Origin of the sequence: Treponema porcinum (genome assembly GCF_900167145.1) — a bacterium.
GTDB classification, from domain to species: domain Bacteria; phylum Spirochaetota; class Spirochaetia; order Treponematales; family Treponemataceae; genus Treponema_D; species Treponema_D porcinum.
Genome location: NZ_FUWG01000006.1, coordinates 56,635 through 71,402, shown reverse-complemented (window position 1 = coordinate 71,402; position 14,768 = coordinate 56,635). Strand labels below are relative to the sequence as shown.

Sequence of the window (14,768 nt, the reverse complement as noted above, 5' to 3'; positions counted from 1 at the left end):
ACAGAATATTCTAAAACTATGAAAACACTAAAACCAACTATTTATATGATTTATGGCCAGTATGGAAGTGGAAAAACAAATGCTTTGTTTAAACTATGCTATCAAAAATATAAGGAAAACAATCCTGAAGAAAAATTAGTCCTTATTTCTGCAAATTACTGCACGCTGGGACAGAATTATATTTGCGAAAAATTCTGTGAAATTATTAAAATTCCATTTGTATCGAGATTAAAAGAAAAACTAGAAGAATATTCTTTTGAGCCGAATACTATTTATTTCATAGATTTCGGGTCATCGCTAAATGACCAAAAATATATCTACGATTTTTTTAATTCAGATAAGTTCAATTTCAATCCTATCCTAACAATTCCGGCATTTATGGAATTATCTGTAGCAGAATCATTATTATCTCAGTTCAATTTTATAATCTCGCCACAAGTTTTATTAACATTCTGTGATTATGTCTCTAAAGCTAGAATAAATGATTTTGAAGATTATCTCAAAAAACTAAATACAAAAATCATTGGATTTAATAATTCTTCGTATCTCACCAGAGGATTTATATTAAAATAATTTTTTGGCTCTCATTTTATGAGAGTGTGCTATAATATATTTAACTTTAGGAGGTTACTCATGAGCAAAAAATCAAACTTAAATAAAGAACATGAGAGCTTTGCAACATTTGAACGTATCTTAAGATATGATGAAATGATTGCAAGCTGCACTTATCCTAATGTTGAAGATTTTAGAAAAGAATTTAAGATTTCAGAAGCAACAGTTCACCGAGATTTAGATGCCTTGCGTTGGCAATTTGGAGCTGAGTTTTTACTAGAATATGATCGCTTTCATAAAGGTTATTATTATACAAGACCAACATTCCGGATTCCTGGACATCTAACAACAAGTAAACAAATTATTGCAGCGCGTTTAATGCAGAATCTTATAGAATCTCTTCACGGTACACCTTTATATAATCAAGCTATAGAAGTTTTTGCTAATTTTTCTGACAATATCGAACCTGATACTCAAATCTCTCTTGGTAAAGAACTTTCAAAAAAGATTTCATTTATCGGTATGGAACCTGTACAGATTTCCAACGAAGTCTGGGATAGCATAGAAACAGCTTTGGCAAAAAATCAGTATATTACTTTTGATTACAGTTTTTATGACGGTAACGAACAGACTCAAAAATATACCATTGCGCCATGGCAGCTTCTTTATTATCAGGGGATGTGGTCATTGTATGGAAATGTCCCAAAAGAAAAGAAAGAAAAGTTTTTCAATCTTCCATTAATCAGTAATGTCGAAGTAAGAAAAGAAACCTTTGAACCACCAAAAGATTGCGAGTATCTTAAAAAAGCAAAAGGTAATTTCGGCCGTTATATCGGAAGCGAAACTTATAACTTCAAAATCAGAATCAACAGAGATATTACTGCAAATTATATCAAAACCTACAAATGGACTGATGACCAGAAGTTTGAAACGCAGCCAGACGGCACTGTTATAATGACTTTCTCAAGCAACCAATATTATCCGGTTCTAAACTGGATAATGAGCCAAGGTCAGTGGATTACTCCACTCGAACCGCCGCAGCTTGTTGAGGAATGGAAAGAGAATGTAATAAATATGTTTGCTAAATTTTCAAATTAATAATTGAAGGTTATGAATGAAAGAAGATTACGAAGAAAAAATAATGAAAGAGGTAGTATCAATAATGGAGAAATATCATAAAGAACAAATGAGAGATAATGCTAAACGTCTTATTAATGACTTTATTAATGAAGAACTTCCAAACAAAGACATAAATGAACTTATTAAATTTTCATTTTGGAATATTAAAAATCAAGAAAAATATGGCAATGGTAAACCATATCCTGATGGAGATTGTACAAAAATAGTATATGCTATTGATTTCTTATTATATTGTGATATCGGTATTACCGAAAATTTTAGGATACCAAGTTATCCCTGGAAATCCGAACAATATTGCAATTTTAAAGGCGAAACTATAAATACATTTAATACTTTGTTTGCAAAAAAACTTGGTAAACAAAATAAAATACGTTCATTATTTAGTTTGGAAGAATGGAAAAAGATTAAAGATGATTCTCAAATAGACAATCCATTTGCAGAAGATTTTTTCCATGTTTATCAGCGGTTAGGTAATTTTATGCTCTTACCTTCTAAAACTATTGGTTTTCGTAAAAGCATAAATTCATATAAAGGAACGAATGAAATAATTCTCGATTATTCTGATATTTTCTTTAATCAACTAAAACAATGTCTTGATGGTAAGACTTCTGAAAAACTAAAAACTTTAAATAATTTAATAAAAGCTAATAATTTTTATTTTACAAAAGATAAAACTATAGCAGATTTCTTTGAAGATTTTTATTTACAAGATTACAATACATATGAGCTTGAAGAAGAACACTATTATCATTGGTATCCAAACCTTTTTAATAATTGTGATATTCAGCAGTCTTATGTCAATTTTTCACTTGAATATATAACAAATGCAAAGAAACTTATAGAAGCTCGTTCTGTATTACTGGTTAATCATTTACAAAAATTATTATAGGAAAAAAAATATTAAAATGCGCTATTTAGTCAATACAAAATTTTTACAGGTTTAAGGTGTAAAAATTTATGCAGCCTGTTTACATTCCAGTTCATTGTACTGGAAGCATTTATACAGACATTTCATCTGGCACGTTGTAGTCCAGCGACTGATGAAAACTCACCGTGTTGTAGAAATTGAAGTAGGCATCAACTCCGGCCTTCAAATCTTTCATTGTTTCGTAGCGTTTAAGATAGATGTAAACTGGCTTCCCTGGTCTGTATTGAAGATTGCAGGGCAGCCGTATTCTTCGATGTTTCCCTAAGCAGGTTTGCGTACTGCAGCGCGTCCATCGTGTTGAACACGCGCCATCTCAAGACTTTCCTTGAGAACCAGTCGATTATTGCCATCAGGTAAACATTTCCTGTCGGCAACTTTATGTAAGTAATATCCGTTGACCATACCTGATTCGGATATCTGATTACCTTGTTTTTCAGAAGATACGGATACTTCTTGTGATATTTACAGGCCTTGGAAAGATTCTTGCCCGGAAATACTGCTGTAATTCCGAATCTTCGCATTACACGGCGTACAGTCGCTTCTGTCGTGTCCCCACCGTTTTTATTTATCTCACGCCAGATTCTGCGGTAACCGTAGAACGGATACTCAATCTGAACTTCCTTGATTTTCATAAGCAGATTGAAATCTTTTTCATCATGCCCTGAGCTCGGCTCGTAGTAATACTGGCTTCGAGAAATCCCAAGCAGCTTGCACTGCCTTGAAATGCTTAAGACTTTATAGGCAGAGTCTACAAGATTGGATCGTAGCCGTATATCTGCTTGTACTTTTTTTTAGAAAATCGATTTCGACTTTCTGTTCACCGATTGTTTTCAGAAGACTGTCTTTTTCCTCTTCCTGCTTTCTCGTTTCTTCTGACTTCTTATTCGGCCGTTCAAAAATGTCAGCCATTCCGGCAATTGCATGTGCTTTCCATTGGGGAATCTGATTCGGATGAACGCCATATTTTACTGCAATTTCCTGAATCGTAGATTCTTCGCGTAATGCTTCAAGTGTAACTTTTGCCTTGAAATCCTTGCTGAATGACTGTCGTTTCTTTGCCATGTGCTAACCGCCTTGCTTAATTTATCGGCTGTTTGCACCTTAAATCTGCTTCTTTTTCTGTGCTGGTTTACGCACTCATTTTAATGTATCGTAGCGCAGGAAATCGCCTGGCTTAAGGATGCAGGTTTTAAGAGCGCAGAGTGCATTTACCTTATGGGAAAATTTGCAGTGATTTCGGCGGAGAAGTAAGGGAAGGTTTATGACCTCCTCCCCCTTTCACCCTTGCCCCTTTTATTTTTCTTCTATATATTTGTACGTAATAAAACTGATTAAAATTACAAAACGGGAGCGCGAGATACGTTATGGCAAAGACATTCGATGACAAAAAAATTATCTATACTATGGACAGAGTTTCACGTTCTTACGGAACAAAAGTCGTTCTTAAAGACATCAGCATTTCTTATTTTTACGGTGCAAAGATAGGCGTTATCGGTCCGAACGGTTCCGGTAAGTCAAGCCTTTTCAAGATTCTTGCAGGAATTGACAAGGACTTTACGGGAGAAACGACGCTTGCTCCCGGCTATACAATAGGCTATCTGGAGCAGGAACCGCAGCTTGAGCCGGGAAAAACTGTTCTTGAAACGGTTAAGGAAGGCGTAAAGGAAATCACTGACCTGCTTGCCGAATTTGACAGGATAAACGAAGCGTTCGGTGATCCGGATGCAGACATAGACAAACTGTGTGCGCGCCAGGGCGAAGTTCAGGAAAAACTTGATGCGCTTGATGCATGGAATCTTGACAACAATCTGGAACTTGCTATGGACGCGCTCCGATGTCCTCCTGCAGAACAGGTTGTAGACGTACTTTCCGGAGGTGAACGACGCCGCGTTGCTCTGTGCCGCCTGCTTCTTCAGAAACCGGACATTCTTCTTCTTGACGAGCCGACAAACCACCTTGATGCAGAAACTGTCGCCTGGCTTGAAAAACACCTTCACGACTATCCGGGAACAGTAATTGCCATCACCCACGACCGCTACTTCCTTGACGATGTTGCCGGATGGATTCTTGAACTTGACCGCGGAGAAGGCTATCCGTTTAAGGGTAATTATTCTTCCTGGCTTGAGCAGAAAAACCAGCGCCTTGCACTTGAAAACAAAAACGAAAGCCAGCGCCAGAAAGAAATTCAGCGCGAACTTGAGTGGATTCATATGGGCGCAAAGGGTCGTCAGGCAAAGCACAAGGAACACATCACGCGCTACAACGAGCTTATGGCGCAGGAAGGAAAAAAACAGCTTAAGGACACGCAGATTTCCATTCCGGCAGGTCCGCGCCTTGGAAATCAGGTTATTGATATTGAAAATCTTTCAAAGTCTTTCGGTGACAAGCTTTTGTTTGAAGGACTTAACGTCCACGTTCCGGCAGGTGCGATTGTCGGAATCGTAGGGCCTAACGGTGCTGGAAAAACAACTCTTTTCAAAATGATTGTAGATGCCGCCGGTATGGAAGGCGGAGAAAAACCTGATTCCGGCAAAATAACTGTCGGTTCTACGGTAAAGCTTGTGTACGTTGACCAGATGAGAAGCGGCCTTGATATGAGCAAAACTGTCTACGAAACGCTTGGCGGCGGTGCTGATATGATAAAGCTTGGTGCTGTTGACGAAAAGGGCCGCGCTCTTGAAGGCGGAGTACGCGAGGTGAATGCACACGCTTACTGCGGATGGTTTAATTTTGCCGGTGCTGACCAGAACAAAAAGGTAGGCGTATTAAGCGGCGGAGAAAAGAATCGCCTTAATCTTGGAATGATGCTTAAGGAAGCCGGAAATGTTCTTCTGTTCGACGAACCGACGAATGACCTTGACGTTCAGACGGTTCGCGCACTGGAAGAAGCTCTTGAGGATTTTGCCGGATGTGCGCTTGTCGTAAGCCATGACCGCTGGTTCCTTGACCGCGTATGCACCCACATTCTTGCGTTTGAGAACAATTCAGAAGTGCGCTTCTTTGAGGGCAACTGGTCTGAATACGCAGAATGGAAAAAAGAGCAGTTCGGCGAGGATGCAGGCGTTCCGAAGCGCACTGTCTACCGAAAACTCAGCCGGTAAAGCCGTTTTTTGCCGTTTAGTCAATAGATTTTCCTCTTTTTTTGAAAATTTATTTTATATTGACTTTTTGATTTAAATTCCTAACATAAAACTCATAAATTGCCGGTGTCAAAAGCAGGGCAAAATCCGCTTGCGCTTACCCTTCTGGACAAGGTCGGACTTAAAAGCAAGGCAGACGTTTATCCTGCAACGCTTTCCGGCGGACAGCAGCAGCGCGTTGCGATTGCAAGAAGCCTTGCGATGAACCCGGAAGTTATGCTTTTTGACGAACCGACAAGCGCACTTGACCCGGAACTTGTAGGCGAAGTCCTTGCCGTAATGAAAGACCTTGCAAAATCGGGAATGACAATGGTAACCGTTACGCACGAAATGGGATTTGCAAAGGAAGTTTCCGACCGCGTTATTTTTATGGATGCAGGTTACGTTGTAGAAGACGAATCCCCGAAAGAAATGTTTACAAATCCAAAAAATGAGCGCACAAAGGCATTCCTTTCGCGCATTCTGAACAAATAGCACTTCAGGTGATTTTCTGATTTTTTAGGAGCAGCTATGAATATTTTAAAGAATCTTGATTTTATTAAAGCAATAAAAGACCTGCTGCCGCAGCTTCTGGGACGTGCGCTGTTCATCGTCCTTGCAGCAACGCTACTTGGTTTTGCACTCGGACTTTTAATCGGTTTTATTCTTGCACTTGCACGCATTTCCAAAAACAAGGTACTGAACAGAATAGTCATTCTTTTTCAGGAACTTATACGCGGAACGCCGCTTCTTGTACAGCTTGTATACATCTATTACGTTGTTCCGCTTCTGATTACCATTGCGGGACAGCTGCTCGGTTTTGAAGGCTACAAATGCAACTTTACGCCGCTTACAGCCGGAACACTGGGACTTGGAATAAACTACGGAACGTATATTGCAGAAGTAATACGCGCGGCAATCCTTTCAATTGACGGCGGACAGAAAGAAGCGGCTCTTGCGCTTGGACTTACTCCTTCTCAGGCAATGCTGAGGATTGTAGTTCCGCAGGCGCTCAAAAATTCCGTTCCTATATTCGGAAATTACCTTGTAATGATGGTAAAGGACACTTCCCTTATGTCATACATCACCGCGGCAGAATTCCTTACAACTGCAAAGGCATACACCTCGCAGACATTCCTTACAATAGAATCATACTCAATTCTTGCGTGCGTATACCTTGTAATCTGCATTCCGCTTGGAATTCTTGCAAAGTATATTGAACGTAAATGCAACACAGGAAAACGCTGAAACAAAGTTAAGAGAAACGTAAGAGGAACGTAAAATGAAAAAATTTGTAATAACAATAGGACGTGAATTCGGATGCAATGCACGCGAAATAGGAAGACAGCTTGCTGCACGGCTGGGCGTACCGTTTTACGACAAGGAACTTGTTGACCGTGCAGCAAGACTTGCAGGCGTAAACGCTGATTTTTACGGAAAGTCAGATGAACACCCAGGCATAAAGGAAAGTTTTTTCACCGAATTCGGCTACGGTGCTTCATCATCATTTTATTCGGAAGACGCAATCCGCGCACAGGCATTTGTCATCCGGCAGATTGCAAATACGGAAAGCTGCGTAATGCTCGGACGATGCGCAGACTATTTTCTTTCTGAATTCGGAACTACGCTGAATGCTTTTGTATATGCGCCGCTTCCATACAGAATAAAGCACATTGCAGAAGCATACGGTCTTTCCGAAAAAGACGCACAGAAGATGATCAAGCAGATTGACCGCCGCCGCCACAATTACTACCGCTACGTCACGGGAAAAAACCGCGGCGACCGTCACGGACGAAACATTATGATAGACGTAGAAATGTTCGGCGTAGAAGGTGCAGTAGAACTGATTTATCAGGCGGTATGCCAGCGTTTCAAAATCTAGCCCTGCGCCTTACGTTTCAAAATCAAGGCAGAAACGAACCGCCGTAAACGGACGTACTTTTTCGTCGGCAACTGCAACGTGTTCCGGGTGAGTTGAATACGCTTTAAGTGCTTCATAAGACTCAAACAAAGAATCAAGCATTACATCTGCCGTTGAACCAGGAAGTCCGTTTGTAACAACCTTTATTTCCAAAAGCCCCGGAATTCTTCCTTTCAAATTTTCAAGTCCTTTCTTAATTCCGGCTTTTACCGACTTTTTTTCTTCTTCAGAAAGTTCTTTAAGTGTCCATAAAATTACGTGTTTTACCATCTGTCAGTTCCTTTTTTGTTAAATCGCCGCAAGTCCGCGGTCTATGTCGGCGATGATGTCGTCCACATTTTCAAGGCCGCAGCTGAACCGTACCATTCCGCCGTCAATACCGGCTTTTACAAGCTGTTCGTCCGTAAGCTGGCGGTGAGTTGCGCTTGCAGGGTGAAGAACGCAGGTACGGATGTCCGCAACGTGAACTTCATCACTTGCAAGCTGGAGCGCGTCCATAAAACGCACTGCAGCACTCCGTCCGCCCTTTATGCTGATTGAAATTACGCCGCTTGTTCCGTCGGGAAGATATTTCTGTGCAAGGTCATAGTAGCGGTCGCCCGGAAGTCCCGGATACGAAACCGAAGCAATTTTTTCAGACTTTTTAAAATATTCTGCGACTGTCCTTGCGTTCTGGCAGTAGCGCGGCATTCTTACGGCAAGAGTTTCAAGTCCCATATTCAGGTAGAATGCACTCTGGGCAGCTGGATAACAGCCAAAATCCCGCATCAGCTGAGTGCGAGCCTTTACGATATACGCCGCCTTTCCAAAATCCTTTACATAGCAAAGTCCGTGATAGCTTTCGTCAGGTTCGACCATATCGGCAAATTTGTGAGTCTTCTTGTACGCATCTTCCCAGTCAAAATTTCCGCTGTCAACAATCGCACCGCCACCTTGAACTGCGTGTCCGTCCATATATTTTGTTGTTGAATGAATTACAATGTCTGCGCCCCACTCAAACGGACGGCACAAAACAGGAGTTGCAAAAGTGTTGTCCACAATAAGCGGAACGTTATTTGCGTGCGCTGCCTTTGCCCATTTTTCAAAGTCGAACACAGTAAGTGCCGGATTTGCAATCGTTTCGCCAAAAACGCATTTTGTATTCGGCTTGAAAGCCTTTACAATTTCGTCATAACTTGCGTTCACGTCAACCCAGATACATTCAATTCCAAGCTTTTTGAGCGTAAAACCGAACAGATTTATCGTTCCGCCGTAAATTGAAGACGAGGCAATAAAACTGTCGCCGGCAGAACAAAGATTTAAAATTGAACAGAGAGTTGCCGCCTGTCCGCTTGAAGTAAGCATACAGCCAACGCCGCCTTCCATATCAGCAATTTTTTTCTCAACAGCATCGCACGTAGGATTTGCAAAGCGCGAATACATAAATTCAGTAGGCTTGTCAAAAAGGGCTGCAACGTGATCGCAGGAATCAAAGCGGTACGTCGTACTCTGAACGATAGGCACAACGCGCGGTTCTCCGTTTTTAGGACTATAGCCGGAATGCAAACATTTTGTTTCGATTTTCATAATTACCCCAGGAAAAAAAATATTGGATATTTTTGAAAATTCGTCTGTGCCGATTTTTCAAAAATACCTGCAAGTTCTAACTCGCTGTTATAGCGCGAGGTTAGAACATCGCTTTTTCAAAGCCGCTTCAAAAAACTGAAGTTTTGAGAAGCTTCTGTTTTTAATTTTACGTTTTTCACAATCATTTCTCAACCAAGCGGAAAAGTGGGAAAAAAGATGGGTGATTCAAAAACGCACCGCTCCCAACCCTTACTTTTTTACCCGGCACGGTCAGCCTTGAAGCAGATTTTTTAAAAGCGAAGGCTTTTGATTTTTTTACCGCTCATAGAAAAAAGCGTTACTTCGCCGTTTTCATATATGGCAAATCCTGCTTCTGTTCCGCCTTTAGGCAGTGCGGCAGACCCCGGATTACACACGATAATGCCGTTTTCCGCCTTTTCAAGCGTGCTTACGTGCGTATGACCGTAGAAAATCACTGCCGGCACTTCCACCAAAGGCTTCGCTGCTCCCGGCACAACCGCAGTTCCGCCTATAAAAGGCGCATATACGTGCCCGTGCGTACAGAAAAGCGTAATTCCGCCGTCAACAATCTGCACATAATCGCCTGTCGTAGGAAAATCAAGCACCATCTGGTCAACTTCCGCATCGCAGTTTCCCCTGCACGAAAAAATCTTCCCTGCAATACCGTTCAGCGCATCTGCTGCGCCTTTTGGATTATGCCCCTCAGGAAGCGGATTTCTGGGACCGTGATAAAGCGTGTCGCCCAAATTGATTAACCTGTCACATTCCATCGACTGAAAAAACGACAGGATTTTCCTCGCGGCACTTTCCGAACCGTGAATGTCAGAACAGATTAGATATTTCATAAATTATTTACACAGTTCGTAGAACATAATCGAACTTGCCTGCGCAACGTTCAGACTGTCTACAGGCGGCTCCTTTGCGCCTGCGCTCATTCCTGCAAACGGAATAATTACAAGTTCATCGCAGTTTCTGCGCACTTCATCGCTTATTCCGCGCTCCTCGTTACCAAGAATGATTACGGCCGGCTTTTTTCCGCACAGAGCCTTTAATTCCGAAGCAGATTTTTTTGCGCCAAGATCAGTGCCTATCCGAACCATATTTCCTTTAAGGACTTCAAGCATTCTTGCAAGCGAACGCGCAGAATAAATATGCACGTATTCCATTCCGCCTTCGGCAATCCTGTAGGAACTTGTAGTTATGGCACTTTCCGTTTCATCCTCAGGAATGACAATATTTTTTATGCCGAAAAACGCCGCGCTCCGCACGATTGCGCCAAAATTATTCGCATTTCCTATGTGGTCAAGGACAACGACATTCTCGCCGTTCTCTACCCATCGTGAAGTTATGTCGGAATCAAGCGGCGTAATGTCCGGCATATAAATCATCGCAACGACTCCCTGATGGTGAACCGTTCCGCTGAGCTTTACAAGCTCTTCTTCATCTTTTACCTGATTATAAATTCCCTTGCGTTTTGCAAGCGCCTTGCAAAGTCCGCCGAAAAGCGGCGCAACTTCCTTTGTAAAATACAGCCGGCGGATTCGCTCGTTATTGTTTTTTTCAAGCTTTTTCACCGCCGCAAAACCGCAGACGGCAAGTTCATTATTTTTTTTGTTTCGCATAGCCTAGTATATAACTAAATGATGTTTGTTTGCTAGAAGGCATTGAAAAAGTCGCGCCCGTTACTGTCAGTCTGCAACTGTTCTTCCGCCCCATTCTTTTGAATGACTGCGTTCGTATGCTATTGATGCGTCAAAATCTGCAAGAGGAACGCAGTTCTGCTCGATATGTACGGCAGTCCGGTGCAGGCGTTCAAGACATTCTGACTTTTCAGTATAGCCCATTTTTGATTTTTCTATGCTGTCGTGAAGAACGCGGATTGACTCATCGTAGATTTTAAGCGGTACAGGGAACGGATGACCGTCTTTTCCGCCGTGAGCAAAGCTGAATCTTGCAGGATCCGTAAAGCGCGACGGCGTTCCGTGAATTACCTCGCTTACAAGCGCAAGTGACTGAAGTGTACGCGGACCAAGTCCCGGCGTAAGGAGGAGGCTTTCAAAATCTTCTGCCTGCGACGTATACGCTGCCGCCATCACCGCACCAAGCCGCTTTAAATCAACGTCTTTTGCCCTCACATCGTGGTGTTCCGGCATAGTAAGGTTTCTTCCCGAATATATAATCTCTGAATTAAGCGGCGCAAGCGAAACTTTCTGCGGCAGTACCTCAGAAGCGGCATATTCAGGGAACAAAAGTCCCTGCTCCGCTACGGTATTCTGCGCCATCGCATTTTCCGGCAAAACAGTTTTTGACGAACCGCCGTAACCGAATGCAGTAGGACTGCTTTCGCTTCCTGCAACAGACGCAATGTCTTTCATAATGCGTTCGGGGTTTTCCCTTGTCAGTTCAAGAATGCCGCTCCGTGCAGAATCAGCTTCGTGCGCCGTAAGGTTCAGGATTTGTCCGCAGTTTTCGCCTACAACTGCACTGTGCGGCTCGTCAACAAACGACTGGACAAGCGGCGAACACCAATGATATCTGCGTGCCTTACGCCCGGCAACGTTCATTCCCTGCTGAACAACTGCCCAGTCGCCTTCTTTTGTAATGATAAAATTATGCTGATACAGCTGAAATCCGTCCTGAACGGCGGTATTGTCTACTTTTGCGCACAGCCTGCTTGAACGGACAAGTTCCTCGCCGTTAAGCCCGATTTTTTCCGAAACGTAAATCAGTTCTTCCGGCGTCCTGCGGCTGTACTTTCCCTTTCCGCCGCATATATAAATGCCAAGTTCATCTGCACGCGGATTTAGCCCGCGCTTTAACGCATACATTACGCTTGTCGTAATTCCGGAAGAATGCCAGTCCATTCCCATAACCGCACCCAGTGACTGAAACCACAGCGGATCGCTAAGGCGCATAAGCACTTCGCGGCGTCCGTACTGCTGCACCAAAGATTCTACAATCAGAGTTCCAAGCGTCATCATCCTGTCTGCAAGCCATCGTGGAACAGTTCCCACGTGAAGCGGCAAGTCTGCGCGGCCGGTACTTTTAATCATATTCCTAATTCCATAAGGTAGCTTTTTGACTTGCTGAATCCGTCTATCCAGAAGAACGCTTCGTCCGGGCTTCCTGTCTGAACGTTCAGCTTAAGATTATTTACGTCCTCGCATTTTAAAAGGCGCGAAACTGCCATCAGAAGTTTTGTTCCGAAGCCCTTTCGCCGGAAATCCGGGAGCATAATGAATTCTTTTATGTAAAAATAATCCGGCTCATCGATTGAACTTGTAATAAAACCGTTCATAACGCCGTATATGCGGTTTGTTTTGTCGTGCATTATGTACATCCTGCCGTTCCTGCTTGAACTAAAGCCATCCAGATATTTCACGATTTTTTCACTTTCCACGGACGGATAGCACGTTTTATAAAAATCAGGCAGTCGCTTGTACAAAGTATCGTTCAGAAGCGACACAGTTTTTTCTTCCTGCTCTGAAAAATGAATGTTGTGTTCTATAAAACGAAGGTATGTTTTTCTAAGGTTCAGGTTGCGCCCTGTAGAAGTGAGCATTCTAAGCTGGTTCAAAAGATTTTCGTCCCTCATCAAAAGGTCAACAAGCTCAGGACAGTAGCGGCTTCCTGCTCCTTCACGCAGCTCGTCAAAAATATCATCGAATTTCTTTTTTGTAGCGTAGTTCCTGCCTTCCGCATCAGTTACGGAATCAATGCAGTCTGCAAGCGTAATAAGTCCGATGTAATATTTATATGCAGACTTCTGTACCTTAAAGGATTCCGGATAGCCTTTTTCGTCATTCCAGAATTTATGATGACCAAGAATAAAATCCCTGTAAATTTCAAGATATGGAATTCCCTTTACGATTTCACCGCCCAGCGACGAATGTGTCTTTATCCTGCCATACTCCCTGTCCGTAATTTTTCTGAAATGAAGATTAATAAGCGCCGTATTTCCAAGTTTTCCTATGTCATGTAAAAGCGCGCCCACTTTTACAAAATGGAGCATATCAGTCTTGTATTTTTCAACATCTTCCACAGTCTCAATCTTTCCGGGAATAAAGAACAAATCCGGGCGCTTTTCTACAAAACGATAGAAACATACGCCCACAATACTGCTCACCATTCCTATATGATTAGACGTTGAAATCTGCCGGTGAATGAAAACTGTCTGGAAAAAAATCAGGAATTCGTTTATTGACGTCATTTTCTGCGCAATAGTGCGCATAAGGTCAATTTCAAATTTATCGGTCTTAAAGCCTTTTTCCGCATATTTGCTTGCCTCAAAAAAGTGCGCGGCTTCCTGGATTATTTCCCTGTTCAAGTTTTCGTCAGCAGAAAGAGGTGCAAATTCCATAAGGAACACGTAGATATACGAAAAAGTCCTGTTAAAAAGTTTCATTTTATCAAGCATACGCGAAAAAACAGGATCAACCGGGTCATCATCAACAGGAAAAGATGATTCCGGGAAAATATAATCGCGCGTACGTTCCAGAAACGCTTTCTGCTCTTCGAACTTTGAATTCATCAGATTAAAATATTCATCGTCCGAAATTTCGCCGCTAAAGTGCCTGTATTTATTGTAGAAAGTGAACACCATAAGGTTCACTTCACCCTCTTTTTTTTCCGCTTCAAATTCATCCGTAAGCCAGTGAATTATCGTGCCGAGTGCCTGAACATTCTCCGGGCTTTCATCGCGCGAACTGTCAAAACCGGCTTTTCCTGCCATAAAAATGCCGTATATGCGCAGAAAACGCATAAGATAGTCCATGTGGAACTGTGCGTCAGATTTTTCGCCCCACATTTTTTTATACAGCTTTTCGTCGCCTGTCCTTAAAAGCCTGTCAGTTTCATTGTAGACCCGCACAAAATCTTTATAATCGTCAGAGCCGTACAAATCGAACGCAAGCATCTGATAGACCCTGCAGAACGCAAGGTGAACCCGCGTATCATAGTTCGGCGTAGATTCATACGTCGGGAAAATCGAAATTGCTTCTTCAAAAATCTTCTGCGTTTCATCAAAATTTCCATCGCAGGACATCGTGCGGCAAATTCCAAGATTCATCAGCGCAGAAAATTTTGACTGCGTATCAAGAACTTCAGGATGTGCCAGAAAAGAATTGATGAGGTCTTCTGTAATCAGGGAATCTATGTTGTTTTCAAAAAGAAAAAACGTAATATGCAGAAGGAACGTCTGTATTGTGTCCGGGCGAAGCTGCTGCGGAGATTCAAGGGCAGGACGAAAGTACGCGTCAAGGAGCGCTTCATTTTTTATGTAAAGCTGGCGCGTTAAATCAGAAATTTCTTTGAGCAGCAGCTCCCATTTCTGCGATTTACAGCTTTCGTTTAAAAGCTGACGCTCAAGAACATAAATTCTATTTGAATTATACTTATACTTATTAAAAAAATAAACGACTTTTTCTTTTGACAGCAGTTCCGGATTCATTAATGTATTACACCTCAACTTTTAAAAATAAGAACTTAATCACTATATCACACTTTCATTTATTTTTCATCT

Annotated in this window: 14 protein-coding genes and 1 pseudogene; 7 read left to right on the top strand and 8 right to left on the bottom strand. The window is 42.1% G+C overall.

Translation table 11 applies throughout. The features are described 5' to 3' along the window. Positions 1-18: 18 nt before the first annotated feature. From B5D55_RS04805 to B5D55_RS04795, 3 genes are read left to right on the top strand one after another with little or no spacing between them, the layout of a single operon-like run. Positions 19-573 carry a hypothetical protein gene (locus B5D55_RS04805; RefSeq protein WP_078932857.1) on the top strand — a complete coding sequence of 185 codons (555 nt, stop codon included), beginning with the start codon at positions 19-21 and terminating at the stop codon, positions 571-573. Positions 574-633: 60 nt separating this feature from the next. After that, entirely contained in the window at positions 634-1,650 is a 1,017-nt protein-coding gene (locus tag B5D55_RS04800; RefSeq protein WP_159446157.1) for a helix-turn-helix transcriptional regulator, read from the top strand. Positions 1,651-1,666: 16 nt separating this feature from the next. Continuing rightward, on the top strand, positions 1,667-2,581 hold the full coding sequence (locus B5D55_RS04795; RefSeq protein ID WP_078932855.1) for a DUF6994 family protein: 915 nt from the start codon (positions 1,667-1,669) through the stop codon (positions 2,579-2,581). 227 nt (positions 2,582-2,808) lie between these two features. On the opposite strand, the gene B5D55_RS04790 is transcribed toward B5D55_RS04795, so the two are convergent. Together B5D55_RS04790 and B5D55_RS04785 are read right to left on the bottom strand one after the other, a co-directional pair. Continuing rightward, positions 2,809-3,252, bottom strand: coding sequence for a DDE-type integrase/transposase/recombinase (locus tag B5D55_RS04790; protein WP_078932854.1), 444 nt, complete (start codon positions 3,250-3,252; stop codon positions 2,809-2,811). A 103-nt stretch (positions 3,253-3,355) separates the two neighbouring features. Further along, positions 3,356-3,682 carry a transposase gene (locus tag B5D55_RS04785; RefSeq protein WP_078932853.1) on the bottom strand — a complete coding sequence of 109 codons (327 nt, stop codon included), beginning with the start codon at positions 3,680-3,682 and terminating at the stop codon, positions 3,356-3,358. Positions 3,683-3,984: 302 nt separating this feature from the next. On the opposite strand from B5D55_RS04785, the gene ettA reads away from it, so the two are divergent. The 4 genes and pseudogenes from ettA (at position 3,985) to B5D55_RS04765 (ending at position 7,621) form a co-directional block, all read left to right on the top strand. Next, entirely contained in the window at positions 3,985-5,721 is a 1,737-nt protein-coding gene (gene ettA, locus B5D55_RS04780; RefSeq protein WP_078932852.1) for an energy-dependent translational throttle protein EttA, read from the top strand. A 132-nt stretch (positions 5,722-5,853) separates the two neighbouring features. After that, positions 5,854-6,234 (top strand): annotated as a pseudogene (locus tag B5D55_RS04775) (amino acid ABC transporter ATP-binding protein); the annotation flags it as partial. Positions 6,235-6,270: 36 nt separating this feature from the next. Further along, positions 6,271-6,987: an amino acid ABC transporter permease gene (locus B5D55_RS04770; RefSeq protein WP_078932850.1), complete on the top strand. Its 717-nt coding sequence runs from the start codon at positions 6,271-6,273 to the stop codon at positions 6,985-6,987. 34 nt (positions 6,988-7,021) lie between these two features. Then, positions 7,022-7,621, top strand: coding sequence for a cytidylate kinase-like family protein (locus B5D55_RS04765; protein WP_078932849.1), 600 nt, complete (start codon positions 7,022-7,024; stop codon positions 7,619-7,621). A gap of 9 nt (positions 7,622-7,630) precedes the next feature. Here B5D55_RS04765 and B5D55_RS04760 read toward each other — a convergent pair whose 3' ends face one another. The 6 genes from B5D55_RS04760 to B5D55_RS04735 form a co-directional block, all read right to left on the bottom strand. Next, positions 7,631-7,930, bottom strand: a complete 300-nt coding sequence (locus B5D55_RS04760; protein ID WP_078932848.1) for a Dabb family protein — start codon at positions 7,928-7,930, stop codon at positions 7,631-7,633. 18 nt (positions 7,931-7,948) lie between these two features. Continuing rightward, complete coding sequence (locus tag B5D55_RS04755; protein ID WP_078932847.1) at positions 7,949-9,226, bottom strand: O-acetylhomoserine aminocarboxypropyltransferase/cysteine synthase family protein; 1,278 nt, start codon at positions 9,224-9,226, stop codon at positions 7,949-7,951. A 290-nt stretch (positions 9,227-9,516) separates the two neighbouring features. Continuing rightward, positions 9,517-10,092 carry a phosphodiesterase gene (yfcE, locus tag B5D55_RS04750; RefSeq protein WP_078932846.1) on the bottom strand — a complete coding sequence of 192 codons (576 nt, stop codon included), beginning with the start codon at positions 10,090-10,092 and terminating at the stop codon, positions 9,517-9,519. Positions 10,093-10,095: 3 nt separating this feature from the next. Then, positions 10,096-10,869, bottom strand: coding sequence for a TrmH family RNA methyltransferase (locus tag B5D55_RS04745; RefSeq protein WP_078932845.1), 774 nt, complete (start codon positions 10,867-10,869; stop codon positions 10,096-10,098). A 66-nt stretch (positions 10,870-10,935) separates the two neighbouring features. After that, positions 10,936-12,300, bottom strand: a complete 1,365-nt coding sequence (locus B5D55_RS04740; RefSeq protein WP_200805286.1) for a DUF763 domain-containing protein — start codon at positions 12,298-12,300, stop codon at positions 10,936-10,938. Beyond that, positions 12,297-14,696 (bottom strand): GNAT family N-acetyltransferase, encoded by a 2,400-nt coding sequence (locus B5D55_RS04735; RefSeq protein ID WP_078932844.1) that lies wholly within the window; start codon positions 14,694-14,696, stop codon positions 12,297-12,299. The genes B5D55_RS04740 and B5D55_RS04735 overlap by 4 nt, the downstream gene beginning before the upstream one ends. Positions 14,697-14,768: the final 72 nt, after the last annotated feature.

Coding starts and splice junctions, on each gene's coding strand:
- B5D55_RS04740 (WP_200805286.1), bottom strand. CDS start 12,300: ATGATTAAAAGTACCGGCCGCGCAGACTTGCCGCTTCACGTGGGAACT.
- ettA (WP_078932852.1), top strand. CDS start 3,985: ATGGCAAAGACATTCGATGACAAAAAAATTATCTATACTATGGACAGA.
- B5D55_RS04755 (WP_078932847.1), bottom strand. CDS start 9,226: ATGAAAATCGAAACAAAATGTTTGCATTCCGGCTATAGTCCTAAAAAC.
- B5D55_RS04785 (WP_078932853.1), bottom strand. CDS start 3,682: ATGGCAAAGAAACGACAGTCATTCAGCAAGGATTTCAAGGCAAAAGTT.
- B5D55_RS04795 (WP_078932855.1), top strand. CDS start 1,667: ATGAAAGAAGATTACGAAGAAAAAATAATGAAAGAGGTAGTATCAATA.
- B5D55_RS04760 (WP_078932848.1), bottom strand. CDS start 7,930: ATGGTAAAACACGTAATTTTATGGACACTTAAAGAACTTTCTGAAGAA.
- B5D55_RS04765 (WP_078932849.1), top strand. CDS start 7,022: ATGAAAAAATTTGTAATAACAATAGGACGTGAATTCGGATGCAATGCA.
- yfcE (WP_078932846.1), bottom strand. CDS start 10,092: ATGAAATATCTAATCTGTTCTGACATTCACGGTTCGGAAAGTGCCGCG.
- B5D55_RS04735 (WP_078932844.1), bottom strand. CDS start 14,696: ATGAATCCGGAACTGCTGTCAAAAGAAAAAGTCGTTTATTTTTTTAAT.
- B5D55_RS04805 (WP_078932857.1), top strand. CDS start 19: ATGAAAACACTAAAACCAACTATTTATATGATTTATGGCCAGTATGGA.
- B5D55_RS04800 (WP_159446157.1), top strand. CDS start 634: ATGAGCAAAAAATCAAACTTAAATAAAGAACATGAGAGCTTTGCAACA.
- B5D55_RS04790 (WP_078932854.1), bottom strand. CDS start 3,252: ATGAAAATCAAGGAAGTTCAGATTGAGTATCCGTTCTACGGTTACCGC.
- B5D55_RS04745 (WP_078932845.1), bottom strand. CDS start 10,869: ATGCGAAACAAAAAAAATAATGAACTTGCCGTCTGCGGTTTTGCGGCG.
- B5D55_RS04770 (WP_078932850.1), top strand. CDS start 6,271: ATGAATATTTTAAAGAATCTTGATTTTATTAAAGCAATAAAAGACCTG.